General features: G+C 71.6%; 31 protein-coding genes. 30 read left to right on the top strand and 1 reads right to left on the bottom strand.

Annotated elements, in window-relative coordinates; genetic code table 11:
- Nucleotides 1-185: 185 nt before the first annotated feature.
- Nucleotides 186-941, bottom strand: a complete 756-nt coding sequence (locus ACF09C_RS26965; RefSeq protein ID WP_392095065.1) for a DNA-methyltransferase — start codon at nucleotides 939-941, stop codon at nucleotides 186-188.
- A gap of 515 nt (nucleotides 942-1456) precedes the next feature.
- On the opposite strand from ACF09C_RS26965, the gene ACF09C_RS26960 reads away from it, so the two are divergent.
- The 30 genes from ACF09C_RS26960 (at nucleotide 1457) to ACF09C_RS26815 (ending at nucleotide 26530) form a co-directional block, all read left to right on the top strand.
- Nucleotides 1457-2578, top strand: a complete 1122-nt coding sequence (locus tag ACF09C_RS26960; protein WP_392095063.1) for a C40 family peptidase — start codon at nucleotides 1457-1459, stop codon at nucleotides 2576-2578.
- 99 nt (nucleotides 2579-2677) lie between these two features.
- Nucleotides 2678-2992 (top strand): DUF6112 family protein, encoded by a 315-nt coding sequence (locus ACF09C_RS26955; protein ID WP_392095061.1) that lies wholly within the window; start codon nucleotides 2678-2680, stop codon nucleotides 2990-2992.
- Nucleotides 2989-3681, top strand: coding sequence for a hypothetical protein (locus ACF09C_RS26950; RefSeq protein ID WP_392095059.1), 693 nt, complete (start codon nucleotides 2989-2991; stop codon nucleotides 3679-3681). Before ACF09C_RS26955 ends, ACF09C_RS26950 begins: the two co-directional genes overlap by 4 nt.
- A gap of 36 nt (nucleotides 3682-3717) precedes the next feature.
- Complete coding sequence (locus ACF09C_RS26945; RefSeq protein ID WP_392095057.1) at nucleotides 3718-5094, top strand: ATP-binding protein; 1377 nt, start codon at nucleotides 3718-3720, stop codon at nucleotides 5092-5094.
- Between the two features lie 72 nt (nucleotides 5095-5166).
- On the top strand, nucleotides 5167-6645 hold the full coding sequence (locus ACF09C_RS26940) for an SCO6880 family protein (protein ID WP_392095056.1): 1479 nt from the start codon (nucleotides 5167-5169) through the stop codon (nucleotides 6643-6645).
- A 101-nt stretch (nucleotides 6646-6746) separates the two neighbouring features.
- Nucleotides 6747-7208: a DUF6238 family protein gene (locus ACF09C_RS26935; protein ID WP_392095054.1), complete on the top strand. Its 462-nt coding sequence runs from the start codon at nucleotides 6747-6749 to the stop codon at nucleotides 7206-7208.
- A 28-nt stretch (nucleotides 7209-7236) separates the two neighbouring features.
- Entirely contained in the window at nucleotides 7237-8751 is a 1515-nt protein-coding gene (locus ACF09C_RS26930; protein ID WP_392095053.1) for a VirB4 family type IV secretion system protein, read from the top strand.
- A gap of 217 nt (nucleotides 8752-8968) precedes the next feature.
- On the top strand, nucleotides 8969-9355 hold the full coding sequence (locus tag ACF09C_RS26925) for a hypothetical protein (RefSeq protein ID WP_392095051.1): 387 nt from the start codon (nucleotides 8969-8971) through the stop codon (nucleotides 9353-9355).
- A complete protein-coding gene (locus tag ACF09C_RS26920; RefSeq protein WP_392095049.1) occupies nucleotides 9352-9855 on the top strand; it encodes a hypothetical protein in 504 nt (167 codons plus the stop codon). The genes ACF09C_RS26925 and ACF09C_RS26920 overlap by 4 nt, the downstream gene beginning before the upstream one ends.
- Nucleotides 9856-10141: 286 nt before the next feature.
- Nucleotides 10142-10666: a hypothetical protein gene (locus ACF09C_RS26915; RefSeq protein WP_392095048.1), complete on the top strand. Its 525-nt coding sequence runs from the start codon at nucleotides 10142-10144 to the stop codon at nucleotides 10664-10666.
- A 209-nt stretch (nucleotides 10667-10875) separates the two neighbouring features.
- On the top strand, nucleotides 10876-11439 hold the full coding sequence (locus ACF09C_RS26910) for a hypothetical protein (RefSeq protein ID WP_392095047.1): 564 nt from the start codon (nucleotides 10876-10878) through the stop codon (nucleotides 11437-11439).
- A 50-nt stretch (nucleotides 11440-11489) separates the two neighbouring features.
- Nucleotides 11490-12230, top strand: coding sequence for a glycosyltransferase family 2 protein (locus ACF09C_RS26905; RefSeq protein ID WP_392095551.1), 741 nt, complete (start codon nucleotides 11490-11492; stop codon nucleotides 12228-12230).
- A 141-nt stretch (nucleotides 12231-12371) separates the two neighbouring features.
- Complete coding sequence (locus ACF09C_RS26900; RefSeq protein WP_392095045.1) at nucleotides 12372-12830, top strand: hypothetical protein; 459 nt, start codon at nucleotides 12372-12374, stop codon at nucleotides 12828-12830.
- Nucleotides 12827-14017 carry a hypothetical protein gene (locus ACF09C_RS26895; protein WP_392095043.1) on the top strand — a complete coding sequence of 397 codons (1191 nt, stop codon included), beginning with the start codon at nucleotides 12827-12829 and terminating at the stop codon, nucleotides 14015-14017. The genes ACF09C_RS26900 and ACF09C_RS26895 overlap by 4 nt, the downstream gene beginning before the upstream one ends.
- Before the next feature lie 29 nt (nucleotides 14018-14046).
- Nucleotides 14047-15330, top strand: a complete 1284-nt coding sequence (locus tag ACF09C_RS26890; protein ID WP_392095041.1) for an MFS transporter — start codon at nucleotides 14047-14049, stop codon at nucleotides 15328-15330.
- Nucleotides 15331-15368: 38 nt separating this feature from the next.
- Nucleotides 15369-15590, top strand: a complete 222-nt coding sequence (locus tag ACF09C_RS26885; protein WP_392095039.1) for a hypothetical protein — start codon at nucleotides 15369-15371, stop codon at nucleotides 15588-15590.
- Between the two features lie 184 nt (nucleotides 15591-15774).
- Nucleotides 15775-16917 carry an AAA family ATPase gene (locus ACF09C_RS26880; RefSeq protein WP_392095549.1) on the top strand — a complete coding sequence of 381 codons (1143 nt, stop codon included), beginning with the start codon at nucleotides 15775-15777 and terminating at the stop codon, nucleotides 16915-16917.
- Complete coding sequence (locus ACF09C_RS26875) at nucleotides 16914-18713, top strand: hypothetical protein (protein WP_392095037.1); 1800 nt, start codon at nucleotides 16914-16916, stop codon at nucleotides 18711-18713. Before ACF09C_RS26880 ends, ACF09C_RS26875 begins: the two co-directional genes overlap by 4 nt.
- Nucleotides 18714-18747: 34 nt before the next feature.
- Nucleotides 18748-19245, top strand: coding sequence for a hypothetical protein (locus ACF09C_RS26870; RefSeq protein WP_392095036.1), 498 nt, complete (start codon nucleotides 18748-18750; stop codon nucleotides 19243-19245).
- Between the two features lie 99 nt (nucleotides 19246-19344).
- Nucleotides 19345-19770, top strand: coding sequence for a hypothetical protein (locus tag ACF09C_RS26865; protein ID WP_392095034.1), 426 nt, complete (start codon nucleotides 19345-19347; stop codon nucleotides 19768-19770).
- Nucleotides 19767-20612 carry a relaxase/mobilization nuclease gene (locus tag ACF09C_RS26860; protein WP_392095032.1) on the top strand — a complete coding sequence of 282 codons (846 nt, stop codon included), beginning with the start codon at nucleotides 19767-19769 and terminating at the stop codon, nucleotides 20610-20612. Before ACF09C_RS26865 ends, ACF09C_RS26860 begins: the two co-directional genes overlap by 4 nt.
- 13 nt (nucleotides 20613-20625) lie before the next feature.
- On the top strand, nucleotides 20626-21315 hold the full coding sequence (locus ACF09C_RS26855; RefSeq protein ID WP_392095031.1) for a hypothetical protein: 690 nt from the start codon (nucleotides 20626-20628) through the stop codon (nucleotides 21313-21315).
- A gap of 23 nt (nucleotides 21316-21338) precedes the next feature.
- Complete coding sequence (locus ACF09C_RS26850) at nucleotides 21339-22097, top strand: hypothetical protein (protein WP_392095548.1); 759 nt, start codon at nucleotides 21339-21341, stop codon at nucleotides 22095-22097.
- A gap of 16 nt (nucleotides 22098-22113) precedes the next feature.
- Nucleotides 22114-22521, top strand: a complete 408-nt coding sequence (locus ACF09C_RS26845; protein WP_392095029.1) for a hypothetical protein — start codon at nucleotides 22114-22116, stop codon at nucleotides 22519-22521.
- 278 nt (nucleotides 22522-22799) lie between these two features.
- Nucleotides 22800-23183, top strand: coding sequence for a hypothetical protein (locus tag ACF09C_RS26840; protein ID WP_392095027.1), 384 nt, complete (start codon nucleotides 22800-22802; stop codon nucleotides 23181-23183).
- Entirely contained in the window at nucleotides 23180-23980 is an 801-nt protein-coding gene (locus tag ACF09C_RS26835; protein WP_392095025.1) for a DUF317 domain-containing protein, read from the top strand. Before ACF09C_RS26840 ends, ACF09C_RS26835 begins: the two co-directional genes overlap by 4 nt.
- A 29-nt stretch (nucleotides 23981-24009) precedes the next feature.
- Nucleotides 24010-24366 carry a hypothetical protein gene (locus ACF09C_RS26830; protein WP_392095024.1) on the top strand — a complete coding sequence of 119 codons (357 nt, stop codon included), beginning with the start codon at nucleotides 24010-24012 and terminating at the stop codon, nucleotides 24364-24366.
- The gene (locus ACF09C_RS26825; RefSeq protein ID WP_392095022.1) at nucleotides 24357-25181 is read left to right on the top strand and encodes a DUF317 domain-containing protein; all 825 of its coding nucleotides are present in this window, start codon (nucleotides 24357-24359) and stop codon (nucleotides 25179-25181) included. The genes ACF09C_RS26830 and ACF09C_RS26825 overlap by 10 nt, the downstream gene beginning before the upstream one ends.
- A gap of 6 nt (nucleotides 25182-25187) precedes the next feature.
- A complete protein-coding gene (locus ACF09C_RS26820) occupies nucleotides 25188-25781 on the top strand; it encodes a hypothetical protein (protein WP_392095020.1) in 594 nt (197 codons plus the stop codon).
- Complete coding sequence (locus tag ACF09C_RS26815) at nucleotides 25778-26530, top strand: DUF317 domain-containing protein (protein ID WP_392095018.1); 753 nt, start codon at nucleotides 25778-25780, stop codon at nucleotides 26528-26530. The genes ACF09C_RS26820 and ACF09C_RS26815 overlap by 4 nt, the downstream gene beginning before the upstream one ends.
- The last annotated feature ends 15 nt before the right edge of the window (nucleotides 26531-26545 follow it).

Raw genomic sequence — 26545 nt, 5'->3', positions numbered from 1 at the left:
CGGACCGGCTCCAGGTTCCCGCCGTCCGCGGGTTCTGTGGATTCGGGCATGAAAAGGACGGCCTCCTACGAGACAGGGATGGCGGCGCACAGACCGGCCGGCGGATGACGAGCACGCTCCGGCATGAAGCCGCAAGAGACTGGGAAAGAGGACCGATTGCCGTTGAAGGCAGCGCAGTTGATGCCCTAGACGGCGAGAACCACATCGTCCTGCGTCAGGGTCTCGCGGACCGTCTCGGTGAGCCGGTCGGACGCGATCGACGCATAGTGCGCGGTCTTCTCCACGCCGATGAAGTCGCGGCCTTCCAGCAGGGCGGCGACGCCGGTGGAGCCGGAGCCGGCACAGAAGTCGAGCACCGTGCCGCCCGGCGGAGCGATCTTGACCAGCTCGCGCATCACGGAGACGGGCTTCTGGGTGATGTGCTGGCGCTTCGCTCCCGAGGGCTGCGAGGCGCTGTACAGGCCGGGCAGGTAGACGGGGTTCCGGGAGCCGTCGATCGAGCCCTTGCTGGCCCAGACGATGAACTCACAGTTCTGCGTGAACCGGCCCTTCTGCGGCCTGGCCTGCGGCTTGTGCCAGGCCAGCACCCCGCGCCACAGCCAACCGGCCGCCTGGATCGCGTCCGTCGTGATGGGGAGCTGACGCCAGTCGGTGAACAGCAGCGCGGTGCCACCCTCCTTCGTCGCGCGGTGGGCTTCGGTCATGATCTGCGTCAGCCAGAAGCCGTAGCTGCGCTGGTCCATGTTCTCGCCGGTGAAGTCGGCCAGATCGTTCTTGGCCTCGGCGGAGGTGTACTTCGCCTTCGCGGAGCGGGTGGTGCGCTCCTTCGCGGTCCGGCCGCCCGAGTTGTACGGCGGGTCGGTGATGACGGAGTCGACGCAGTCGTCCGGCAGACCGGCAAGGACGCTGAGGGCATCGCCATGGTGCAGGGAGAAAGGCAAAGAGAAACCCCAATTCGGGTGTGGATGCACGGAGGGAACTGCCCGTCGCACGAAAGGAGTCCTCGCGGGCCAAAGGTGGGCGTGCAGAAGCCCAGGGCCGCAGACCGAGGAGGGCGAGGGGAGTCCAAAAACTGTAGAGGCGAATACGCCGACGACCAAGAAGTGCATGGCCGAGGTGCCGGATTCCGGCACCTTCCGCTCAGCTTTTTGGTCAGCCGCCAATCCGCGCCTACTGTTTTTGAACCGCCCGGCGCACACCGCCGCTGGCTACTCCCTTGCCCTTCCTGACGGAGGTTTCCCCTGCCCCGGCACACCTAGCTCACGGCCCGGCCGCGTGGAGCGAGCGGCAACTCGCCCGCGCCGGCCCGTACCGATCGCCCACCCCGGCTGCCGCGCCCTTCCGACACGCCTCGCGCACGCGGCATGCCGTGACACCGCACCCTGAAGGACACGTCCATGACGTCTCGCTATCCACCTATGCCCGAAACCGCTGACACCCGAGCCGTCCGTTCCCGTTGAAGGCGCTCGCCGCCGGCATCGGCGCCGTCTTCCTCTCCCCGCTCCTGATCGCCGGCACCGGCATGATGCTGGCCGCCTCCGCCGAAGCCGCGCAGACCACCGGCTCCGCCAGCAACTGCCTGACCGGCATCGACACCGGCAAGGTCGCCGACCAGGTGTCCAAGATCCTCGACGGGGCGTCCAGCCAGGACGTCCGCGTCGAGGGTCTGGACCTGCCGACCGAGCAGATCCCTCACGCCCAGACGATCGTGGCCACCGGCATCAGCCTCGATGTCCCGAAGAAGGGGCAGATCATCGCGCTCGCCACGGCGATGCAGGAGTCGCGGCTGCGCAACCTCAACTACGGAGACCGCGACTCGCTCGGCTTGTTCCAGCAGCGCCCTTCCCAGGGCTGGGGTACCGCCCAGCAGATCCGTGACCCGGTCTACGCGAGCGAGCGCTTCTACAAGGCTCTTCTCGCGGTGGACGGTTGGCAGCAGATGACCGTCACCCAGGCCGCCCAAGCCGTACAGAAGTCCGGCTACCCGGACGCGTACGCGCAGTGGGAGCCGCTGGCGACCGCGCTGCAGAAGGCCATCGCCGCCACCTTCCCCGGCAACTCCGACAGCTCCGACAGCTCCGACAAGGACACCGGCGACACCGCCCCCTCCAGCTGCGGCACGGAGGACGGATCCCAGTACGGGCCGATCCCCGAAGGTGCCGTCCCGAAGGGCTACTCGATCCCGAAGGACACCGACCCGCGCGCCCGCACCGCGATCGTCTGGGCGATGCACCAGCTCGGCACGATGTACCAATGGGGCGGCTCGTGCACGGCCCCGCACGGCCCTGACCCCATGGGCCGCTGCGACTGCAGCTCGCTGATGCAGCAGGCGTACGCCAAGGCCGGCATCCAGCTCACTCGCACCACGTACACGCAGGTCAACGAGGGCAAAGCCGTCTCCGTCGAGGCACTCAAGCCCGGCGACCTGATCTTCAGCCGCGGCACTGCGGCCCGACCGGAACACGTCGGCATGTACATGGGCGAGGGGCTCGTCATCGAGGCCCCGCGCACCGGCAAGCCCGTCCGGATCACGCCGCTCAAGGACTGGGACGTCCTCGCCGCCCGCCGCGTCCTCTGACACCGGCCCCTTCTCGCGCCGCTCGCGCACCCACCCCCCTCTTCTTCACCTCCGCCCGGGCCCGCTCGGCCTGCGCACGCAAGGAGCTCCGCCACACCCATGCCCTTCCCCCTCGCAGACCACGTCATCCAGCTCGCCTTCGACCCTGGGATCTCGCCCAAGGGCGGCGGCCTGCCCGGACTCGCTGTGCTGAAGAACGTCGTCAACACCATCAACATGTTCGGGATCATCGCCGTCGTCGGCGCCCTCGCCGTCTCGCTCGGCGTGTGGGCCTGGGGCCACCACACCGGTGGCCACCAGGCCGAGGCCAACGGCAAGAAGGGCGCGGTCGTTGCGGCCGGAGCTGCCCTCGGCCTCGGTGCCGCCAACGGAATCGTCGCGTTCTTCTCCACCCTGGGATCGCAGGTCCAGTGACGCAGAAACGATTTCTTACCTCGCCGTCCTCGTACGGTGCCGGCTGGTCCGCCAACCGGCGCATCGCGATCGTCGCGGCCGTCGTCGCCGTCCTGCTGGCCATCGCCACGGCCGTCGCCTGGCTGTCCGGCGGCAAGAACGGCCACCAGGCCCCGGACACCGCCGCTCCGGCCCCGGCGCCGAGCACATCCTCCGCCCCGGCCACCCCGAAGCCCGCCGCCGGATCCGGGTCCGTACCCCATCCGCCGCGGATCGCCGAGCCGGTCGCCTACGCCAAGGCCGCGGCGCAGATGCTGTGGTCCTACGACACCCGCACCACCAGTCGCGACCAGCAACTCGCCGGCATGCGCGCGTGGATGACCAGCGAGACCACGTACGCCGACTGGGCCTCCGTCACCGGCCAGGTGCCCGATCCGGTGCTGTGGTCACGGATGGCCGACCAGGACCAGCACGCCACCGGCACGGTCCTCGAAGGCCACTACCCCGGCGCGTTCAAGCAGGCCCTGGCCGAGGACCCCTCCGCGATCACGAAGGCGTACATCTACGTCGTCACCGTCAACGGCAAACAGCAGATCGCCTGGAAGAAGGGCGGCGCCGGGGCCGAGGAGCGCGCCGTGACCCTCGCCGTGCAGTGCCGCCCCAGCCACGACTGCGCCCTGGCCGCCATCGCTCCGAGCGTCACGCAGTGACCCACGCCTGACACAAGAAGGGAGGAGTAACTCCTCGTGGGATTCTGCGACTTTCCCCTGGCGGACAAGCTGTGCGCTGTCGGCGACGCGGTCGATTTCGCCTCCAACCCTGGCAAGGCCATCGGCGACTGGATGGCGAAGTCGGCAGGCGAGCTGGCCGCCGCGGCTGCCGACCTGGCCGCCGATGCCGTCAACACCACGACCAAGGTCGACCTGAACGCCGGATGGTTCCGCGACAACTACGAGACGCTGCTGCCGCTGGGCCTGGTCCTGCTGGTGGCGACGTTCTGCGCTCAGCTCGTCCGGGCCGCCATCCGCCGCGACGGACAAGCCCTCACGCAGGCATTCACCGGCACCGCGAGCGGCGTCCTGTTCGCCTTCGGCGCCATCGCCTTCACCACGGTCGCCGTCGAGGTCGTCGACGCCATCAGCGACGGCCTGTTCAAGACCGCTCACCTGGACATCGAGTCGGCCGTACGCCGCATCGTCAAGGTCAACCAGATCGGCGCCCTCGCCGGACTGGGCTGGCTCGTTCCGGTCGTCGCCGGCCTCGGCGCCGCGATCGGCGCCTTCCTCTACTGGTGCGTGATGATGGTCCGCAAGGTCGGCATCCTCGTCATGGTCACGCTGGCCATCTTCGCGTCCGCCGGCGGCGGCTGGGAGGTCGCGCGGCGCTGGCGCAGGGGCTGGATCGAGGCCACCGCCACCCTCGTGGTCAGCAAGCTGCTGATGACCGTGATCTTCGTGCTCGGCATCGCCGCCATGGGCAAGACCGAGGCCAAGGACGGCGTGGCCGCCCTCGCCGACGTCATGGCCGGCGTCGTCATCATGGTTCTCGTCCTGCTGTGCCCCTACGCCGTCTTCAAGTTCGTGCACTGGGCCGCCGAAGGCACCGACGGCGAGTCCATCCACCGGGCCGGCGGCGCCGGAGCGCAGATCGCGAAGGCACATGCTGAGAAGGCCGCCCGCAAGGCCGCAGCAGCAGCGGCCACCGCCGGAACCGGTGGCGCCGCAGCCGGAGCAAGCGCTGCTCCGCAGGGCCCGTCCGCGGCTGGTGGCGGCGGATTCCCCGGCGACATCGCCTCCCTCACGACCGGCGGAGGCGGAGAGACCGAGAAGGGTACCCAAAGCGGCGGGACAGGCGCCTCGCCCGGTGGTGACGCCATCAAGTCCGGTCTGGAGAAGGCCGTCCAGCCCGCGCCGACGAGCGCGTCCGACGACACCAGCGGCCAGGTGGGCGGCAGCCCGGGGCCGGGCGGTTCCGGAACGAACCCCGCGTCCGGCCAGGGCGGTGGGTGGCAGTCCACTCCGCCGACCGCGACCCCACCGCCGCAGGGCGCGCCCCCGTCCTCCGGCTCCCAGAACGCCACGTTCAGCGGACCGGCCTCACCGCCGCCTCCGGCCGGCTTCTGATCCCCTGCCCGACTTTCGGGGGCGGGACGTGCACTCCACCTCCCGCCCCCGGCACTTCCCAGGACCCGCCTCTTGACTGATCTCTCCGTCGCCCTCGCCCCGGTCACGGTGAAGTTCCCGCACCGGTCCCGCCGCGGCATCCTCCTCGGCCTCTCCCTGCCCCAACTGATCCTCGTCTCCAGCACCCTGGCCGTGCTGCTGATGACGGTGGTCTCCACCGGGCTGCTCGGCGCCGTCGTCCTGGCCCCCCTGTGGGCGGCGTCCGGTGCGCTCGTCGCAATCCGCCGGCACGGACGCTCCCTCATCGACTGGGCGCCGATCGTCGCTCGACACGCACATCGCCGACGCACCGGGCAGACGCTCTGGTTCGCCCGTCCCGTCACCCGCCCCCGGCAGGACGGCGTCCTGCACCTGCCCGGCAGCGCCGCCTCCCTCAGAGTGGTCACCCCTGGCGACTCCGGCAACGGCGCCGCGGCCGTGCACGACCCCCACCAGCAGACCCTGACCGCCGTCGCCCGCGTCACCTCCCGCGCCTTCGCTCTCCTCGACCCCGCCACCCAGAACCACAACGTGGTCAGCTGGGGGCGCGCGCTGGCGAGCATCGCCCGCAGCGGGCACATCGCCACCGTGCAGGTCCTGGAGCGCACCGTTCCCGACAGCGGTGACACCCTCACTCGCCACTGGACGCAGAACGGACAGCCCCAGACCCCGGTCGCAGGCCAGATCTACTCCGAGCTGGTCGCCTCCGCCGGCCCCGCCGCAGCCCCGCACGAGACCTATCTCGCCATCTCCCTCGACCTGAAGGCCGCCAAGAGGCTCATCAGTCAGGCGGGCGGAGGCTTGCCCGGAGCGTTCACCGTCATGGCGCAGACCACCGCCTCCATCGCCCAGGCCGCCCGCAGCGCCGGGCTCCAGGTGACAGGGTGGTTGAGCGCGCGGGAGATCGCCGCCGTCATCCGCACCGCCTACGACCCCAAGGCCCTCGGCGCACTCCAGCAGTGGTCCGAGACCGGCCGCGCCGAGGCCGACCCCGCCGCCGCCGGGCCCGTCGTTCAGGTCGAGGAGTACGACCGCATCGCCACCGACAGCGCACGACACGCGACGTACTGGGTGGAGAACTGGCCACGCACCGAGGTCGGGGCCGGGTTCCTGCACGGGCTGATGTTCACGGCCGGCGTGCGGCGCAGTCTCTCCCTTGTATACGTACCGCAGGGGCTCGAGTCCGCGCTGCGGGACGTCCAGCGGAAGAAGGCCGCGATCATCGCGGACGCCAACGAGCGCGCCCGCCGGGGTCAGGTCGACAGCGAGGAAGACTCCGTCGAGTACGCCGACGTCAAGACCTGTGAACGCCAGCTCATCGCCGGGCACGCCGATGTGGCCCTGACCGGCCTGATCACCGTCACCGCCGAGACCGACGCCCTCCTGGACGCCGCCTGCGCGCAGATCGAAACCCACGCCGTCACCTCGGGCGTCGACCTGCGAAGGCTCAACTACCAGCAGCCCGACGCCTTTGCTCTCAGCGCGCTCCCGCTCGCCCGGACCGCCCTGTAGCCCAGGCCCGCCCCGGCGCCGCTCCCGCCGGGCCCCCTCCGATCATCTGCGGCGGAACACCCGTCGCACCCCCTGCCTTCCAGCAGGAAGGACCACCGCCTTTGACCTCGCCCACGCATTCGAACGACGCCCACCCCTATCTCCGCGCCGCGAGCGCCGGAGTGCGGCACCACACCCGCGCGCTGGCACCGTCGGACACGGGCCCTCCCCGGCCCACAGACCGCCTGCACCTTGATGTGCTCCACGCCCACCTCACCTTCGTGCACCAGCTCCTCGACCGCCTTGCCGAGACCACCCGGCCACCGCACCCGGCAGCCGGCCGCCGCCTGGCCACCGCGCACACCCACCTGTGGCAGGCCGCCAGCGAAGTCCACGCCGCCTTCCACCTGCTGCCCAACAGCACGGTGGCGGATGGCGAGGCGACCGCGTGCCGTCCGGAGCGGCTGCCCGAGGGACCGCCCGTGCTGACCATCTGCCAGCGTCACCTCGCCGCCGGCCACATCGTCCGGCGCAAGACCACCCCCACCGACCTCCGCGCGCACACCACGGCCTGCGCTCGATGAGCATGACCCGCAGAAACGAGGGCCTCCGATGAGTCACCGGCCCGCCCGTCGCGCCCGCCGGGCCTCCGCAAGCCCGCTGTTCACTCCCCAGGGCACCGACCGGGCCAGCCGCAAGGCCGCACGCCGTCAGCTCGCCGAGGCCACCGCCAAGGCCCGCGCGGAAGCCAGCGCCCACCAGGCCGAAACCACCGCGGCCGAACAGGACACACCGGCCCCGCTCTTCCCTCCAGGCGGACGCCCCGGACCCGCCTCCGCCCGTCACAACCGGCTGAAACTCCCCGCCCACCGCATGACCACCGCCGTGGCCGCCGGCGCGTATCCGTTCCTCGCCGAAGGCGGCCTCGGCGCGGAAGGCATCTACATCGGGCGCGACGTCCACGCCGAGGCCAGCTTCGTCTTCGACCCGTTCGCCCTGTACGGCAAGGTCGAAGGCTTCACCAACCCGAACCTCCTCCTGGCCGGCGTCATCGGCCAGGGCAAGAGCGCACTCGCCAAGAGCTTCGCGCTGCGCTCGATCGCCTTCGGATACCGCGTGTACGTACCCTGCGACCCGAAGGGCGAGTGGACACCGGTGGCCGAAGCCCTCGGTGGACGGTCCGTGGCCCTCGGGCCCGGACTGGCCGGCAGGCTGAACCCGCTGGACGCGGCCCCGCGCCCGGCAGGCGTCGCGGAGGCCGACTGGGTCGGCGAGATCCGCAAACGGCGCCTGCTCCTGCTCGGCTCCCTCGCCCGAACCGTCCTGGGCCGGGACCTGATGCCCATGGAGCACACCGCCCTGGACATCGCCCTGGACGCCGTCGTCACCCACGCCGCCGCCACCGGCCGCACTCCGCTCCTCGGTGACGTCGCCGCCACCCTCAACGACCCCCGAGCGCTCGACGAGGCAGCCGGGATCATGTCCGGGCAGCTCGGCGACGCCGCCCGCGACCTGGCCCACGCGATGCGGCGCCTCGTCCACGGTGACCTCGCCGGAATGTTCGACGCCCCCTCCACCGTCGCCTTCGACCCGAACGCGCCGATGCTCACCATCGACCTCTCCCGGCTCGGCGGCTCCGGAGACGACACGGCCCTCGTCCTGGCGATGACCTGCGCCTCCGCCTGGATGGAGTCCGCCCTCTCCGACCCGAGCGGCGGCCGACGCTGGATCGTGTACGACGAGGCATGGCGCCTGATGCGGCACGTCGGCCTGCTGCAGCGGATGCAGGCCCAGTGGAAGCTCAGCCGCGGCCTCGGCATCGCCAACCTCCTGGTGATCCACCGCCTGTCCGACCTGCTCACCGCCGGCGACGCCGGATCACAGGGCCGCGCCCTCGCCGAGGGCCTCCTCGCCGACTGCAGCACCCGGATCATCTACCGCCAGGAGAACGACCAGCTCCAGGCCGCAGCCTCCCTGCTCGGCCTCACCTCGGTCGAGATGGACGCCATCGCGCACTTGAACCGCGGGCGCGGCCTGTGGAAGGTCGCCGGACGATCCTTCATCGTTCAACATCTTTTGCACAGTCACGAGCTGGCGCTCTTCGACACCGACGCCCGAATGCACTGAGCCCTACGCGCGCTCACGCCGGCCGATCAGCGCCAACGCCTCTGGTCAGCTCGTCCACCGTTCTCAGGCACTCGGCTCAACGCCGCACGCCCCAAGCCCCTTTCGGAGGCAGCACATGCCCACTTCAGCAGTCCCCCCTGCCTCGGCCTCACCCTGCTTCAGGCACCCGACATCCTCGTGGGAGCACATCAAAATCGCCGGGCTCATCGCGCTCGGGATGCTGGCCGCCTTCGACTTCCTGCCCAGGTTCAACGATCCCGCACTTCCCCCGCTTGTCTCCCTGTTGTCCCTGGCGGTCGTCGACGGACTGATCGCCCTGACCGTCGCCGCCATCATCGGGCTGCGCTCAATCCCGTTCGAAGGGGACGGCTTCTGGCCGCTGCTGGCCCTCGTCATCGCCGTGCGCGCCGTCGCGGTGCTCGTCTCCGGCAGCCTTGGGGTCCCGCAAGGCCCGGCAGCCATATGCCTGTCCGCTTGCGCGCCCCTCCTCCTCGTCGGTGCCATAGCCCTGTACTTTCTCGTCACCAAGCGCACCACGGATTTCGCCAACCATGGGGCACGCGATGTCAACCAGAACCGGACCCAGCGCGGTGACCACCGGTGATACCTGGTGCCGAACCGCACGACGGCGGTGCGACACTCGCCGCTCTCCACCGCTACGCCCGCCGGGACGCCGAACCCTTCCTGGCCGCGCACCCGCTCCCAGACGAGCCGTTGCCGCTCCCCGACCTGAATCCGTACCTCACGGTGCTGGCCGAGGCGGAGACACCCGCCGAGGTCAGCGCTGTCACCCAGCGGCTCTTCGGAGCCACGGCTCCCCTGCTCGATCACATCGCCGGCCAGTTCGTGGCCCTCGCCCTCTGGGCCGGCCACGAGCACCGTCACACGCCTGAGGCCGCACACCTTCTGCGTGAAGCCGGCCGCAGTATCCGGTCCGCTCTGATGCAGGTCGCCCGGGCGGACTGGAAGAACCTGCGGGCCCACTACGCCCCGCCCGCCGTGGGTCCAGGCGAGGAACAAGCCGACCGGACGGCCGTCTCCCGCCCGTCGCCCCCGGGACCGGCTCCTTCGGCCCCGTCCAGCCCCCCGCTCTCCCGTCGCTAGAAGCGCCCCTCCCCGCGTCCTCAATGGAGCACTGCTCACCTCACGCACGGATCTCTCCGCTTTCGCCGCCGACCTGGCCGACAGACTGCCCGGCCGCTGGACCAGCAAGTACGAAGAACACGACCCATACGACGAGCAGTTCGCCACAGCCGAGGGTCTATGGGACGTCGGCCACGTCGACTACATCGTCAGCCAGTACGTCCTCGGCCGCCACGCGGTCGTTCACCACCAGGATGGACGACAGCTCTACATCACCGATCGGCCCCTGTACCGGCACCAGTTCGTCGTGGCACCGCTCGAGCCCGCCGACCCCCGTGTCAAGCCGCATCACTTCGCCGGCGTCGAGGAGCCGAACGGCATTGCCGTCCCCAACCAGCCGGCACGCGCAGCCGCCCAGGTAGTCCTTCGCCTGCTGCCCCGCTACCAGCACGCCCTGGACACCGTGCTGCGCAATGCGGCCGTGCAACCCGAACCGCCGCTCCGCCCCGGACCGCCGCAGGTGGCCGACGTCGTCACCCTGACCTGGTACGAGGACGGCGCACTCGGCGCTCCGTACAAGAGCGTCCCCGAAGACGCCCGTACGGCCTTCTACACCTTCGGGTTCCACTACGACCCGCACCAGGCCGCGTTCCTGATGCCCTCCCCGGACGGCCACGACGGCCTCGCTCTACGCCTGCGGGCCCTGGTTCACCACCTCGCCCAGAAGGGCATCGGCGTGAACCTCCGCCACACCATCACACCGACCACCACGCCCGCACGCCTGCCCGTTCCCGCGCCGGCCATCGCCGCTGCCACCGCGCGCCATCGGTAGACCGACGCCAGGCAGGTAGCCCCGAATATCGCCCGCCAGTAACTCGTCCCGCCCCGCTTACCGGAGTCTGCCCCGCGCGCCGAATACGCCCCCGCTCCCGCGCCACCGTCCTCAGCCCGGAAGACCGCGCCGCCGCTTCCTCCGGCTCCACCCAGCTCACCGAAGCCCGGCACCTCCCTCAGCCGCTAGCCGTACCTGGAGAGTTCTCCTTGACCACCGGTTCCTTCATCGCCCGCCCCACCGGCACCGGGTACACCGGGGTGTACGTGAGCTTCGACGGCACGCCCGCTTCGAAGCTCCCCCTGCTCGTCACCGCCTTTCAGTACCGCTTCGGCCGGGATCTGGAGGCGATGACCCGGCACCTCGTGGACGACGTCGCCATCGGCTGGGAGGAGTTGGGCAGCGATCTCCTCGACGGAGCACCGCCGGGGATTGTCGCCGCCCTAACCGGCGGAGAGCCCTGGCCTAGCCGGACCCTAAACAACCTGATCACCCCGGACGGCTCGCCGTCGGCCCGCATCGCGGTCACCGAGACGACCGTCGGCGGCATGGACGTGGAGTGGGGGTACGTCCTGCGTCCGTCCGGCATCGAGGTGTTCCCCGCGATGTACGCCGCCTTCGGCCCCGTCGTCGACTGGGACGCCGACCCTCTCACCGACTTCGGGGATCCCGCATCCTGGCCCACCGTCACACCGCCCCGCTCCGCTGCGCCGTCCGCGGCCTCTCCCGTTCCTGCAACGCCGGGCGCGTCCCGTACGGCCGTGCGTCGCTGACCGTCCCGTCCCGCCCCGAACACAGGAGCCCTTCGCTGTCCGTCCCGCAGATCACCGTCGTCATCGCCACCCAGCTCCGCCCCGAGCGCCTGCCCTACCTGGAGGAGATGCACGCGAGCCTCGCCCGGCAGACCGTGCCGTGGGAAGCCGTACTCGTCCTCGACGGCGCCGACCCGCAGCAGCTCCCCAGCTCGGTTGCCGCCGACCCCCGCGTCCGGCCTCTCGCACTGCCCCGTCCGGTCGGTGCCGCCTGCGCCCGCAACCTCGGCCTGACCCAGGTCCGCACGGAGTTCGTGAACTGGGCCGATGACGACGACCTCTTCCCCGATTGGAGCCTGGGCCTGCGGCTGGAAGCCTTCACCGACCGGCTCGGGTGGGTCGCGGGATACAGCGAGGACTGGCTCCCGGACGGCTCGACTCGCCTGTGGAAGTGCCCCACCCCGCCCGGCTACCACGCGGCCGGCGACGTGATCACCTACTGGCCGCGCCCCGAGGACACGATCCCGATCGGACCGACCACGATCCTCGCCCGCACCCGCCTCGTACGCGCAGCCGGCGGCATGGGCGGACTCGCCCAGGGCGAGGACTACATGGCGGCTGTCGGCACCTCGAATCTCGCACCCGGAGTCCTGCTCCCGGTCCCCGTATACCGGTACCGAAAGTGGGGCGGGCAGATGACGGCCCAGGTCGGGTACGACCGGATGGAGGCGGCGGCCCGCAGTCACGCCTGGCAGTACGGGCACAGCCTGCGCTCCGTCCTGCACAGCCGCGCGGATCTGCTCCACGGCTGACACGCGGCGCAGCACCTCGCACCCCACCACCGCCAGCTCTCCCCGCTTCTTCCACTCCAGTGCGCCCTTCGCCGCGGCCCGTCCTGCGCATGACAGCCACTGATCCCCTCCACCACTGCCCGTGAGGAGAACCCCGCCCCTTTGCAACCCGGCACCCACTTCGCCTTCGGCACCCACAACGACCACGGCTTCGTCGCCTCCTTCACCACCTCCTTGCCCGACCACCTCGCCCACTGGTTTCTGGAGCGCGAGCAGTTCGAGCCCGTTCCCGGGAATCCCCGGCTGTACCGGCTCGTCGAACCCGAGCACGACGGCCCGCGACGCACCCGCCAGGCCGTCCACGACCTGCGACGACAGGGCTACACGGTGCACGCAGACATCGCTCTCGACCCCGCCGCGTCAGCAGGCCCGCCGCGTCCGATCCGCCCGAACGGACTGCAGGAGCGGCGCAGCCGTCTCGCACAGGCCGCCGCCGGCCGAACCACACAGCGCGCCGCTCCACCCACCACCTCCACGCCGTCCGCCCGGCCGATCCCGCCGAGGCCCACCTACGCGCCCACCGTCCACCTGACGGCGGCAGGCGGCGGGCGATCCCGATGACACCCGAAAGCAACTCGCCCCCGGCCGTTTCCCCGCCAACCGCGCTCGACCTCACTGACCGGGCCCGCGGCTACCGGGTGCGGATGGCGGTCATCGACCGCGAGACCGAGACCGCGCTGGACATGACCCGCGACCGCTACGGCCGCACCGTCCAGTCAGACGCCGCGGCAGAGGTACTTGCTCGCCGCGACAGGGCGGCCGTGGAGGCGTACAGCACGTACCTCGCGCCGTGCGCCGATGTCCTGCTCGATACCGCCCGTCGTGCGCTCGACGATCTGCCGCGCGCCCGGCACCTGGCCGGGTGGCGGACCGTGCTGGACGGTCTCGCCGCCTCCACCGCAGCGATCCGCCGAGTGCTCGAACGGCCGACCGCCCCCGGCACCGCGGGCGAACGTGCCCAGTGCAAGGCCCTTTGGCCACATCTCACCGCGTGGGCCGACTACGGCTCGATCGCCAGCCACCTCGCCGACCTCGACCAGCGCCAGCATCACCAGGCCCCGCTGACCGTCGAAGAGCAGCAGATGTGGACCGAGCGGGCCCGGGCCGCACAGAAGCGGGGCGAGCTGGAGCTCACCGAGTCCTGGTACGCCGCGGACGGCCAACCGATCACCCTTGCCTACCTGGTCGAGGACGACGACTCGACGGTGGTCGCGCTGAGAGGCGACCCGGACGCACCGGGCTGGCAGGTGATCGGTCACTACGCCCATGAATACGAAGCCGGCCAGATACTGCCCGCCCCAGTTCCGCCCGGTGTGCTGCGGGCCGACGTCTCCGAGTTCAACCGGAACGAGCTCGCGCCCGAGGTGTCGCTGCAGGAACTCATCCGGAACGTCATCGAGGCCCAGCACGCCGGTGACGCGTCCAACGCACTCCTCGGCGCCACCCAGCGCGGCCACGACGCGGGCCCGATGGTCCGCCTCCAGGAACTCCTCGAAACCGGCGGCCAGTTCGCCGGTGCGCTGGAGACCGTACAGGGCCGGCAGATCGCCGCCCGGCTCGGCGCGCTCGGTCGGCAGATCGAGTTCCTCGCCCGCGAAGTCGAAGAGGCGGCCGAGGACCTCGGCGCGACCGTCGCCGTCCTGCCGCCGCACCGCACTCCTGTGCCGCGGGTCCGCCCACGCCCTGCCGTTGACACCACACCGCCCACGCCGCCTCCCCGCACCAGCACGGCCGCCCGCCACCGCTGAGGCGTCGCCTCCCTGAGAGAAAGCTCTTCTTGTCCCTGACCGCACCCCCGGCCCCGGCCACGCGCATCACCTACGGCGCGGTGCTGGGCAGCCCGTACGTCGCCCGCCTGCTCGGCGGCACCCTCGTCGGCCGCCTCCCCAACGGCATGGCACCCGTCGCCATCCTCCTGTGGGTCACCACGAATGGCGGCAGCATCGCCTTCGGCGGGCTGCTCAGCGCTCTGTACGGGCTGTCGTCCGCGCTGTCCCAGCCGGTCAAGGGACGCCTCATGGACCGCCACGGCCAGGCCGCCGTGCACCTTCCGGCCGCCCTGCTCAACGCGGCCCTCCTGGTGACCCTTCCCTTGGCCGGACCGTACGGTGGACCAGGTCTGGCCGCGGCCATCGTCGTCGCCGGCGGCCTGACGACGCCTTCTTTGGAGGCAGGGCTTCGGGCGCTATGGCCGAGTGTGCTGCCCGACCACCGGCTGCGGCACGCGGCGCTCGCCCTCGACACTGGCACGCAGGGCCTGTTGTACATCGTGGGTCCCCTGCTAGTCGCCGCGCTCGCCTCCGCTTACAACCCGTCCGTCGCGCTCGCCGTCACCGCCGCCCTCGGCCTTACCGGCACCGCCGTGGTCGCCTTCACGCCGCCGTCACGGCGCTGGTGCCCGACACCATCCGCACAGGCACAGGCCAGGACTGCCCACCGGTTGGCCAGCCCCGGCCTGATGCTGCTGTTCATCTCCCTCGCCGGGATCGGATTCGCGCTCGGGGCCATGAACGTCTGGGCGATCACCATGGCCGGGCACCACGAGCAGGAGCTGCTCGCCGGAATTCTGCCCGCCGCGTTCTCGACCGGCAGCTTCCTCGGTGGCCTCCTCTACGGACGACGCCGCTGGAGCAGCACCACCACTGATCGGCTGATCGGCGCCGGAACCCTCTTCCTGGCCGGATGGCTCCCGCTCGTTGCTCTCCCGGGCCTGTACGCGGCCACCGCCGCGGTCGCCGTGCCCGGTGTGTTCCTGACCGTCGTGGTCGCGTGCGCCTACGTGACCACCGACTCCCTGACCCCCGCGGGCCGCACCAGCGAGGCGTACGCGTGGCTGATTCTGTCGATCGGCGCCGGGCAGTCCGTCGGCACCGCCCTGGCCGGACGCCTCGCCGAGCAGCCCCTCACCACCGCAGCGCTCCCTGCCACCGGCGCGGCCTTCGCGCTCGTCGTCCTGCTCACCGCGCGTCGTCGTCTCGGCCCCGCCGGACGCCTGAACCGCCGCGGTCGGCACCGCCGCCTGCCCGAGGGCCAGCACAAGACGTCTCGGCACCACCGATAGGAGATCCGCCTTTGTCCGAAGCACCAGCAGAGCCGTTCATGCCGATCCGGCATGCCATCACCGGGGAGGTCACCACTACCAGCTACAACGCCGCCGCCCGGCGGATCCTGCTTCAGGACGGCTTCGAAGAGGCGCCGGACTGCACCTGCCGAGCGACGGAACCCGGTACGGAGCAGACGCACCGACCTGCTCGGCAGCCAGCGAGCTGCTCGTCGCCGGCCATCCCGTGCACCTGGACCGAGCCCTCGGCCGGCCGGTGAGCGCCGACGGTACGCCCCAGTCGCCGATATCGGCACAGTCCGTGATCCCCTCCGAGAGGGGCCAGCCTCTCCAGCGCATCGCCAACCCCGCCCGCATCCGCACCTGTTGAAGGGGCCTCGTTTGACCACACCCGTTACGCCTACCAGCCCAGCGCGCACCAAGGGCGGCGAACTACGGGCCAAGGTGGCCCGACTGCTGGCCGACCGGCCGGCGGACACGCTCACCATCGGGGACATGGCCAGGCAGCTGGGCCACTCCCACGGCGCCGTCCGTAACGCCGCCCTCACCCTGGTGCGACGCGGCGAGGCAGACCAAGGCGGAGCCGGACAACCGGAGTTCCGCGCGAACGCGAAAACCGCCGGAGCCGCGCAGACCGCTGTGATCAGCCCACCGGGCACCCACACTCCGCGCGCACAGGCGGCAACGGCCCGCACGACCATTCCCGCAGCAGCCACGACCAGGCAGACCGGCCCGATCCGCCGCGCGGGGGGCCAGGTCTACCACCCCCGGGAGCTGGCCGATCTGCCCGACGTCGAGGCGTTGAATCGCTTGCGCGACGCCGACGTGCCGGTGCTGCTCTACGGCCCTCCGGGCACCGGCAAGACGAGTCTGGTCGAGGCGGCGTTCCCGGACCTGCTCACCGTCGCCGGTGACGGCGACACCACGGTCGGCGACTTGATCGGCGAGTACACGCAGGCCGACGCGGGAGGCTACGTCTTCCAGTACGGTCCGCTGGTCACCGCGATGACCGAGGGCCGCGCCCTGCTGATCGACGATGCCACCTTGATCTCGCCGAAGGTCCTGGCGGCGCTGTATCCCGCGATGGACGGGCGCAGGCAGATCCAGGTCAAGGCCCACAAGGGCGAGACCATCAAGGCCGAGCCGGGCTTCTACGTGGTGGCGGGCCACAATCCCGGCGTCCACGGGGCGGTTCTGACGGAGGCGCTCGCGTCCCGGTTCAGCGTGCAGATTCAGATCGGCACGGACTATGACCTCGCCCTGGCCTTGAGGATCGATGCCCGGGTGGTCCGGGTCGCCCGACACCTCTCCCGCCAGGTCGAACTCGGCGAGCTGGGCTGGGCCCCCCAACTGCGGGAACTGCTCAGCTACCAGAAGGCCGAGGCCGTCCTCGGTACCAAAGCCGCGCTCGCGAACCTGGTCGGCATCGCTCCTGTGGAGGATCGCGACGCCGTCGCCGCCGCCGTCATCAAGGCTGTCGGCGTCAAGGAGGTCGCTCCCCTCACCCTCGGCAAGCAGCTTTCCGCCTCGGCTGCCCGGAAGCCCCCGGGCAGCATCGGCTCCGCGCACCGGGGCCGCTCGCGATGAGCGCCCACCACCACGTCCAGTCCCCCGCCACCACGCCGGACGACGACGCCGACCTCACTCGATGGGACGACGACGGCGCCCCGCCCGCGCGACCCCGTTCCTCCCCGGCCGCGTGGCTGCGCGTGGGAGCCGAACTCGGCGACCGGCTGGTCGCCCTCTCCGGCCGCCAGGACCTCCTCGTCACCTGCCGCCCCGGCACGCGCAGTGGCGCACCGGCCGCGTTCTTCCCCGCTCTGGGCGAGGTCGAGTTCGACGCCGGCCTGTTCGCCCCGCTGAAGCCCCACGAGATCCATCCGCGGATCGTGGGCGACGAGGAGCGGTATCCCGCCGCCTGGGGAGTGTTCGTCCACGAGGCCGCGCACGCGGCCCACTCCGTCTGGACGGCGCCTGCCGGAGCGGACCCCCGTGTCGTCGAGGCCGCGCTCCTGCTGGAGGAGAGCCGTGTCGAAGGCGCGCACCTGATCCGGCGGCCCACGGACCGCACGTACCTGCGCACCAGTGCCCGGACCCTGGTCATGCCCGACATCGCCCACCCCACCCTCCAGGGCATCGAGCACGCCGCCGCCGTGGCGGCCCTGGTCCTCGGCCGCCGTGACGTCGGCATCCTGGACGCCGGCGAGACCCGGGCCGTCGCCGATCTGTGCGAAAAGGTGCTGGGCGCAGACCTGCTGGCCACGCTCACCAGCATCTGGACCGCAGCCCACCAGTGCGCCGACCACGACGCCACGACCATGCTCGCGCACGCTCAGGAATGGTGCGACGCTCTGGACACCGCGGCCCCCGCCCTGCCCGTGCCGGAGAACCTCGCCGATCTGCTGTCCGGCGCCGTGGGAGTCGTCATGGACAGCACGGCAGCCACCGACGCCGCCGACCTCGCGGCACAGGACACAGCGACGAACGCCAAGGCCGCCCGGTCCAAGGCGCAGGCTCAGGACCGCGCCCAGCGGGCCGGCCAGCGACGCAAAGCCGCCGCCACCGCCAAGTCGGTCTTCAACGCCCGCGGCACCACCGTCACCCCCGACGGCACACCGGCGCCCTACAGCAACCCGGTCACCGGCACCCGCAGGCCCACCGCCGCCGAGCAGAGCGCCGCCGCACGCCTGAGCCGCGCCCTGCGTGCCGCCGCCTACCGCGAGCGGACCGAAGAACGGACCACCAGCCCCACCCCGCCCGGCCGCCTCAACATGCGCGCGGCCCTCGCCCGCGACGCCCAGCGCGCGGCCGGGTCGGTCCCCACCGCAGAACCGTTCACCCACACCCGCCGCCGGAACTCCCCCACCCCACCGCTGCGCGTGGGTATCGCCGTCGACGTCTCCGGCTCCATGCGTGCCGCCTGCGCGCCCGTCGCGTCCGCTGCCTGGATCGTGGCACGCGCAGCAGCCCTGACCGACCCCGACTCCCGTACCGCCACCATCGCCTACGACAGGCACCTGACCGCACTGACCCGACCCACCCACCGAGCACCGGAGCGCGTGACGACGTTCGATGCCACCGGCGGCCACCACAACCTCGGCGACGCCATCGACGCACTCGACCACGGCCTCGAACTCAGCCGCCCCGGCGCCGGCCGCCTCCTCGTAATCGTCACCGACGCCCACTACGGCAGTGACGAAACCGCTCAAGCCGTCACCCGCGTCAAGCAGCTCACGACCGCCGGCTGCGCCGTACTCCAGCTCACCCTCACCGCGAAGTCCCACCACTTGCCGGGGACCACCTTGCTGCACCTGCCCCGGCCCTCCAGCGCTCCCGCCGCCATCGCCACGGCGGCCACAGACGCCATCCGCAGGACCCGCTGAGGCGACACAAAAGATAGAAAGTAGGAACAATTACATGGCAGTACGTACGAAGTGGACTGTTGAGCACTCGTGCTCCCACCAGGTAGTTCATGACCAGTCCGACCGCCCCGCCGACCGGCGGGCCGGCTTCGCCCGCTGGCTCGCCGGCAGGGACTGCACCGACTGCTGGAAGGCCGCCCGCGACGCCGATACGGAGTCCAAGGAGGAGTGGCTCGCGGCCAAGCGCGCCACAGAGCAGGAGGCTGCCGCCGCGTGGGCGACGCAATTCGACATGCCGCAGCTGGAGGGACCGGAGAAGGCTCTGGACTGGGGTGCACGATCTCGCCACACACTGATGGTCTCCGCACACACCGCCCTGGTCGTCGAGGGGTCCTGGGACGAGGCGGACTGGGCGGAGCTGGAAGACAAGGCCCGCTCGATCACCCGTGCCGGCTGGTGGATCGACCAGCGTGATGCGGCAGGCTCTGACCTGCTCGAACTCCTCGACGCCGCTGGCGAGGACGACCGGGGTACGGAGAACCCGTTCCGCTGACGGCAGCGGAACATAGCCGACGATCGCCGGTTAGCCAAACCGGCGATCCTCCGGACCATTGTTCCTCCCACCGCATCCGCCCCGCGTGGAAGGAATCGCATGTCCCAGCTCCCGCCCAACCCCGTGGTCGCACCTACTCCCGACCCGCTCACCCCCCACCGGGACATGACCCACGCCCACTTCCAGGCAGGCGACACCGTCGTCGTCCTCAAGGGGGTAGCCGGCGGCGAACTGTGGGGCGACGCGATGCGCGTGGTCGCCCCGTCCTGGCACCTCCCGACCGACGAGGCCGGCTGGCGCCTGCGAGACGCGACCGGCGGGCAGCAGTCCTACATCACCGCCCACCCCAGGTACCTCGTGCACCTCTCGCGCCGCTGCCCGGACTGCCTGATCCACCTGCGGGCCATGGAGGACGCCCTCCTCCCGAAGTACCCCGACGACAACGCCCTCATCGACTGCGGCTGGTACACCACCACCGCCGTGGGCCAGCTGGTGCACGTGGCCGACGTCCGGGTCGGCCAGTGATCCCCCGTCTCCACGAGCGGACACATGCCCCACGCGACCCGCTCGCCGAGGCACTCGGGCGTCCGGTCTCACCGCACGAGGGCCTGACCGAGCACACCGTCGTTGGCCACTGGCCGGGCCTGGACAACTACACGTTCGATGACGAGCAGATGACCTGGACCTCCGTCCAGTGGGCCGAGCACCTCGAAGATCCTCTCCTGGAGCACCCCTTCGCCGTCAGCCCGGACGACGACCGGCGAGCGATCCTCCACCTCGACGTCCGGCTCCATCCCGACGACCGGGACCTCACCGGCCCCGAGTGGGCCGAAGTCGCCCACCGGCTCGCCCGCGCCGCCGGCGTCCAGATTCCCGGCAAGGAGAACGGCTGCCGGTGGATCGCCGTCCAGGCCCAGCCCCGGCGCCTTGACCTGATCGCCAACCTGATCCACCTCGACGGTGCGTGGCACGCGCCGCCCCCCGACGTCCTGCGGCAGCTCGCAGCAGAGGCCCGCCGCATCGAGGAAGACCTGCAGCTGATCCCGGTACGCGCCGCGCAGTCGGCGCCTCCCACCTCCCGGCCCGCACCGACGGCGTCGGCTCAACTCGCGAGCGTGCTCACTCAGCTCGCCGACGAGCAGGCCGGCCCGCTGGCCACAGTCCGCGGACTCGTCGAGCACGCCGCTCACCGGATCGCCTCCCAGCCCGGCGCCGCCAGCGTCGGCACCGCGCACCGCCTGGAGCTGATCGCGCGCCGCCTGCAAACCATCCAGCAGGACCTGGACGCCACCGCCACGGACCTTGTCCAACCCCGGGTCGCCGCCACCTCGTCCGCCGTCCAGCGCCCCATTTACCGAACCCTGTAGGAGAAACGTCTCTTTGACCCTGGCCGACCGCTTCCTGGACATCCGCCGCGACCCGCACTCCGACGAACTCCTCGCCCGCGGCGGGGACCCTGCGGCGTACAGCATCCTCCAGCGTGCCGGGTTCGTCGCCGTCGTCCGTCTCCACGAGACCTACCACCGCGCACCCACCGGCCTGGCCAAGCAAGACGAGACCCGCCTCGCCACCACAGCCGTCGCCCGACTGCGAGCCGCCGGGTACCACGTTGACTGCCACGAGGACTTCGACACCGACTCGCGCCCAGCCAGTTACCTGCCGCCGGGCTCCTCCGTGGCACACATCGCCGAGCGGATCCGGGAAGCCGTCACCAGAGAAGAAGCGGCCGACGCCGTGACCGAGCTGACCGCCGACTGCGACGGCATCCTCGCCGCCCTGCACGAAGTCCTCACCGCCACAGCCGACTTCCACGACAGGCGCAGCCAAGCATCCGCCCCCTACACCTCCCGGCCGCTGCGCTACCTCGCCGACGAGCTCCGCGTCATCAACGACCTCGCACACACCTGCAACGCGCTCGCCGACCGGCACGCCCCTCACCCCGGACACAACACCTGCACCCAAGAGGTCCCCGTCACCGAACGCGAACGCTCCGCCGTGTGCACCTGCCCGCCCCCGCCGCGCACGCTGCCGGCTCCGCCGCCCCCGGTCGCCGCCAGCCTGCGTCGCTGACCCTCACCTCGCCCAAGGACACCATGCACGACCACGACACCTCCGAGCGCCTCGCCTCGTACGCCGACGTCCTCGCCGGCGAACTCCCCGACACGTGGACCAGCTCCTACCTCCCGCCGGACGCCAAGGACGATCTCGCCGAACTCTCCGAGCGCATCTGGGACCTGGACCTGGTCGCCGACTCCCTCGCCGAGCGCCCGCTGCGGCAGGCAGCCGTCCTGAGCCGCACGGACGGCGCCCAGCTCGTCCTCCTCGAGCGGCACGACAAGCGCGACGGATTCCTCGTCGCCGCCGTCGCCCCCCGCGCCCTGCCCGACGAGGCGTACCGCGCCGTCCCCGAGCCCAACGGCATCGCCCTGGCCGACGACCCGTTCCTGAGCGCCGAGCAGGTCGCCGGCGACCTGCTCGTCCGTTACGACAGCGCCCTCGCTCAGGTCCGGCACAACGCCCTGGGCGGTATCCAGCCCTCCCAGCCGGACCGTCTCGTCCTGACCTGGCAGCAGGACGGCAGCATCGCCACCGCCCCTGTCGACGACAAGGCCGGCACCGTTCTCGAAGCGAACGGCTTCATCCAGGACCCGCAGAGCGGCATCTACCGCCTCGGCGCGGATGACACCCGGGGGCAGGCCCGCGCCCTGCGCGCGATCGGACCGCCGCTCGATGCCCTCGGCATCGGCACGGCGCTCCAGCACCCGGCAGGCCGGACCGCGCCCGCTACGGCCCCGGCACCCGCAGCACCCGCTCCGTTCGGCGCCCGGACGCCGGCAACCCGCGCCCGGTGACACAGAAGAGAGGCCCATGGGCAACCTGGCCGACGAATACGGCACGGTCGTGGAGTTCTACGTCAAGCCGTTGACCACCACGATCCACGCTGACACCCCCACCGGCGCCCCCGCCGCGCTCCACGACTTGCTGGACCAACTCGGCCTGCAGCGACACGAGTACCCCGTCGGCGCGCCGCTCTACATCTGGCACACCGTGCCCGAACATCTCGACATCGACGAGCAAAAGCACCTGGCGACGCGTGCCATCCCTGTCCTCCGCCTGGCCGGATACAAGGTCGACTGCACTCCCGAGGTCTTCGACGAGGCCACCTTCCGGCAGGCCGCACACGAAGCCCTCGCCCGCACGGCCCACCCCTCGGTGCAGAACCCGGCACCGGCCCCTTCCTCCTCACGCCCCGCACCAGCCCGGCGCACCCCGTAAGACCGATCGGGCGGCCCCGGCACCCGGCCGGGGCCGCCCGCCCCGCACCGCTCGACTCCCGGAGAAACCCGTAGCACCCCGTACACCCGCGCGGATCACGTCCCTGCTCAAGCCCCGGCTCGCGACGGCCCTGTTCCGCCGCTACCTGCGCGCCTGCATCCCGACCGGTCCCGACCAGATCTCCCCGCTGGCCCGCGCCCATCCAGAGGCGGTCCTCGCCGAGACCCGGCGCGTCGGCCACCCCCACCACCACTGACCGTCCACCGCCCCGGAGGAGCATGTCCCACCCCGCCCCCTACCCAGTGCGGCTGGCCGACGAGATCGCCCGGCAGCTCGGCCTGCTGACCGACCACCTCGCCCAGCTCCCGCCTCACGAAGCGGTGCAGGTCATCGCTCACGTCCTCAACCCGGACCACGGACTGCTCGATGGCGTCACCGGCCTCATGTCCGTCAGCAGCACGTTCGCGAAGACGCAGGCCGAGCGGGGCGTACTGCCGGCCGAGGTGTGGCTCGCCCTCGGCCGGGCCACCAACGACCTCGACGCCATCGGCGGAGACCTGGACGAACACCGCGCCACCCTCCGGCGCGTCGGCGCCCAGCCCTCCACAACAGCGGCGAAGCCCCCGGCTCCCGCCCCGCTCGTCATCCGGCGGCACCGATGAAGAGGACGTGGCAGGGCTGGGGGCCGGATGAACAGGCCGAGCAGCACTACCTCGTCCACCCGCGTGGCCTCGCCGGCGGCGGCGACGTCCGACACATCTCCGAGTTCCTGCGCGCCTCAGGATGGCGAGACCACTCCAAGACCGGCGGCCCCCTGGCCCTGGAGAGCCCGGACCGCACCATCCGCATCGCGTACGACCCCTACGTCCTTCCCGGCGGATGGACCATCCACGGCGCCGCGACCCGCCACAGCAACGAGTGGTCGGCACACCTGGGCCGGCAAACTCCGGTGGAGATCGTCGCCGGTCTCACCGATGCCCTCACCCGTCCGCGCTCCGCGCACGCCCCCAACGTCTGGGCGCCGCTGCAGGAGCAGAACTGGCACACGCGTTTCGAGGGCGAGCACTACACCGCGACCAGCCCCGACGGCACCGCGTGGATGCAGTACCACCAGAGCCCCGACGGCGAGGCGATGTGGTGGACCGGAGCGAAGGACAGCCAGGGCAACGGCTGGACCGCGAACTTCTCGCCGAGCACGCCGATGCACCTGGTACAAGCCTTCTCGACCGAACTCGCCAACCCCGACCCTGTCATGCGTCCGCGTGGACGCGTGCCGCTGAGTGCACAGATCCGCACCTGGTCGGTCTCCGTCAAACCCTCCCAGCTCAGCGCGTGGCAGCAGGCCCGGATCACGGCAGCCCGCGCCACCACCTGGGCCCGCAACTCTGTCCGAAGCCCCCACACCCGCCCCGCCGCCCGGCCGCACGCCCACACTGGCGGCGCCCGCGCCCACCGCTGACCCGATGGTCTCTTACCCCGAGGAGCCCCTTGCCCGCACCGACCCTTGACGACATCCGCAACGCCACCGAGACCCTGTCGCGGCTCACCGAGTACCTGCGTGACAACCCCGACCCGGCCGAAGCGCTCGCCCTCACCGAGCCGCTCCTCGACGAGTACACCGGCGTCCCCATCCAGCTCGGCGACACCCTGCGCGCCCTCGCCCGCGCCCTACAGGACCACCCCGACAGGCCGCGCAACCCCGAAGTCCGTCTCCTGATCGCCGAGCTGCGCACCGCGGCGTGGGAGCAGACCGACCAGCACGCCCTCCACTTCGTCCTCGACGACCTCCGCAACCTGTACGCGAAGACTCCGCCACCGTCACAGGGGTGTAGCCCGTGCCGGTGAGCGAACGGCAGCTCGCTGCCTTCGCCGACAAGCACGCCTGGCGGATCCCGTTCGGCACCAGCCCCCGTCACCTCGCCGGCCCGGGTGACGCCCGGCACGTCACGCACGGCCTGGCCGCGGCCGGCTGGACCCGCACTTCCGACCCGCTCAGCGCGGAGATCGTCCTGACGAGCCCCGACCGCCGGCACTCCCTCCAGTTCGACCCGCAGTCCGCCACCTCCGCATGGTGGCGGCTGCGGGCCGAGCCCACGGACACCGAGCCGGGCTGGTACGCCGAATTCGGCGAGCTCGTCCCCGCCGAGATCCTCGGCAGCCTCACCGACGCCCTTATCGCCCCGCCGCCCGCCCAGCGATCGGATCTCTTCCCCGTGCTGGAGTCGGCGGGCTGGCTGCTCGACGCGCGGAACGCGGCTTACTCACCCGACGCCATGTGCCACGCCCAACAGCGGGCCGACCCGGGCGACGGCGCCGCGGCGGACTGGCACGTCGAGACCTGTGAGCCGGGATACGGCACGCCGATGGGACGCCGTATCTGGCACGCATGGTTCGACGGCCGTACGCCCGAGCACCTGGTGAACGCCTTCTTCACGGCGCTCGCCGATCCCGCCCCGCTCCAGCGCGGCATGTACGACCGCACCGCCCACCACTCCGCCGTGCAGAAGCCGAGCCCGCTCACCCCGCAGCAGGTCGTCGACGCCCACACCAGCCGACTCGACACCATCCGCGCGCAAGCCCGAGCGACCGCACGCCGCCGCCCACCGGCCACGACATCCCCTGCGAAGGCAGACACGGCCCGCCCGTCCGTTCGCCGATGACCCCGATTGGACACCCTGCCCATTTCCCTCACGCCCACCGTCCACCGCGAATTCGTCCAACACCTCGACCGCTTCGTGCGCGAGAGCGAGCAGATCCTCGCCGCCTGGGACGCGTACTCCGAGGACCACACCGACCTCGACGGCTGGCCGTACGACGAGGACGCCTACGGACTGCGCAAGAGCCGGCGCGACGCCGACACCGCCGAGGCGTTCGAGGCCGTCCGCGCCGGTGCCCGTCATCTGCTCGCCACCGCCGAAACACAGCTCACCGCCCTGCCCGCCGGCACCGTGCAAAACCGCTGGGTCTGGCAGATCGGCACTCTCCACAACGCCCTCGAACGGCTGGAGTCCCTGCACGCCGAATGGCTGCAGACCCGCGACAACCTGCCCGCCAACGCCCGGCCGGGCACCGACGTCTACGAGGACGCGCTCGCCGACTACCACGCGGAGTCGTGGAGCTACCTCGGCGACTGGGCCACCCACGGCCGCGCCATCCTCGACATCCACGCCGCCGCCCTCAAGTCGCCGCCACGGCTTCTGAGCGCCGTACGGGTCCCGGGGACAGCGGCGGCCCGCCGCCGAGTGGGGAGGCCCGGGTGAGCATCAAGGTCGAGCAAGCCCTCATCTCACCCCGCTACCTCGCCGGCCCAGGCGACCCGTCCTGGGTCACCGCCGCCCTGCACGAGGGTTCCGGATGGAGTCACGGCCACGACCCGCTCATGCCCCGGGTCATCCTGACCAGCCCGGACCAGAAGACGCTGCTCCGCCTACAGCCCGATCTGAACGAACCATGGTGGCACCTCTCCCACCGCGACGGTCGCACCGGATCCGTCTGGAACGCGTCCTTCGGCGGTGGCACACCCGTCGAGCTGATCGCCGCGGTCACCGACGCCGTCACCGACCCCGACTACCACGCACGGAAGGCCGCCGACCCGTACCAGCCGCTGCGGCGGGCCGGGTGGGAAGCCGTCCCCAACGGGGAGTTCCGCTCGCCAGACGGGCGAGTGAGGGGTGAACGCCTCAACTTCTCCGGCAGTCGGAACTGGCGTGTCACGGCCTCTCTCGACGAGGACGATCCCGTGTGGAAAGCCTGGTTCGACAGTGCCACGCCCCCAGCCGTCGTGGCCGCGTTCATGCAGGCCCTCGCCGATCCAGAGCCGGTGCGCCGCTCCCACGAGCAGACCATCGGCCTCAGCCGCCGCCGGATCACCCTGCACTGGCAAGAGTGGTCGGCCGAGAGCGTCGCCCGGGCGCTGCCCGAGCGGATCGACCGCCTCGCCGCGCGCCGCGCCAGCGCTCCGCCGCCCGCGCCGCCCGTGCTGCCGCCAGCGCCCCGCCGCGCCCGCTGACCCTCCCTCGCCCGC

It is taken from the genome of Streptomyces sp. NPDC014870 (assembly GCF_043081505.1).
GTDB lineage: Bacteria > Actinomycetota > Actinomycetes > Streptomycetales > Streptomycetaceae > Streptomyces.
Note: the sequence above shows the minus strand (reverse complement) of the source record. Positions and strands in the feature narration are given on the sequence as shown.

What these genes read in the sequence shown, in the direction of transcription:
- ACF09C_RS26955 (WP_392095061.1), top strand. Translation starts at nt 2,678, where the DNA reads ATGCCCTTCCCCCTCGCAGACCACGTCATCCAGCTCGCCTTCGACCCT.
- ACF09C_RS26870 (WP_392095036.1), top strand. Translation starts at nt 18,748, where the DNA reads ATGGCAGTACGTACGAAGTGGACTGTTGAGCACTCGTGCTCCCACCAG.
- ACF09C_RS26835 (WP_392095025.1), top strand. Translation starts at nt 23,180, where the DNA reads ATGAAGAGGACGTGGCAGGGCTGGGGGCCGGATGAACAGGCCGAGCAG.
- ACF09C_RS26885 (WP_392095039.1), top strand. Translation starts at nt 15,369, where the DNA reads ATGCCGATCCGGCATGCCATCACCGGGGAGGTCACCACTACCAGCTAC.
- ACF09C_RS26895 (WP_392095043.1), top strand. Translation starts at nt 12,827, where the DNA reads ATGACACCCGAAAGCAACTCGCCCCCGGCCGTTTCCCCGCCAACCGCG.
- ACF09C_RS26875 (WP_392095037.1), top strand. Translation starts at nt 16,914, where the DNA reads ATGAGCGCCCACCACCACGTCCAGTCCCCCGCCACCACGCCGGACGAC.
- ACF09C_RS26850 (WP_392095548.1), top strand. Translation starts at nt 21,339, where the DNA reads ATGCACGACCACGACACCTCCGAGCGCCTCGCCTCGTACGCCGACGTC.
- ACF09C_RS26930 (WP_392095053.1), top strand. Translation starts at nt 7,237, where the DNA reads ATGAGTCACCGGCCCGCCCGTCGCGCCCGCCGGGCCTCCGCAAGCCCG.
- ACF09C_RS26840 (WP_392095027.1), top strand. Translation starts at nt 22,800, where the DNA reads ATGTCCCACCCCGCCCCCTACCCAGTGCGGCTGGCCGACGAGATCGCC.
- ACF09C_RS26845 (WP_392095029.1), top strand. Translation starts at nt 22,114, where the DNA reads ATGGGCAACCTGGCCGACGAATACGGCACGGTCGTGGAGTTCTACGTC.
- ACF09C_RS26865 (WP_392095034.1), top strand. Translation starts at nt 19,345, where the DNA reads ATGTCCCAGCTCCCGCCCAACCCCGTGGTCGCACCTACTCCCGACCCG.
- ACF09C_RS26925 (WP_392095051.1), top strand. Translation starts at nt 8,969, where the DNA reads ATGCTGGCCGCCTTCGACTTCCTGCCCAGGTTCAACGATCCCGCACTT.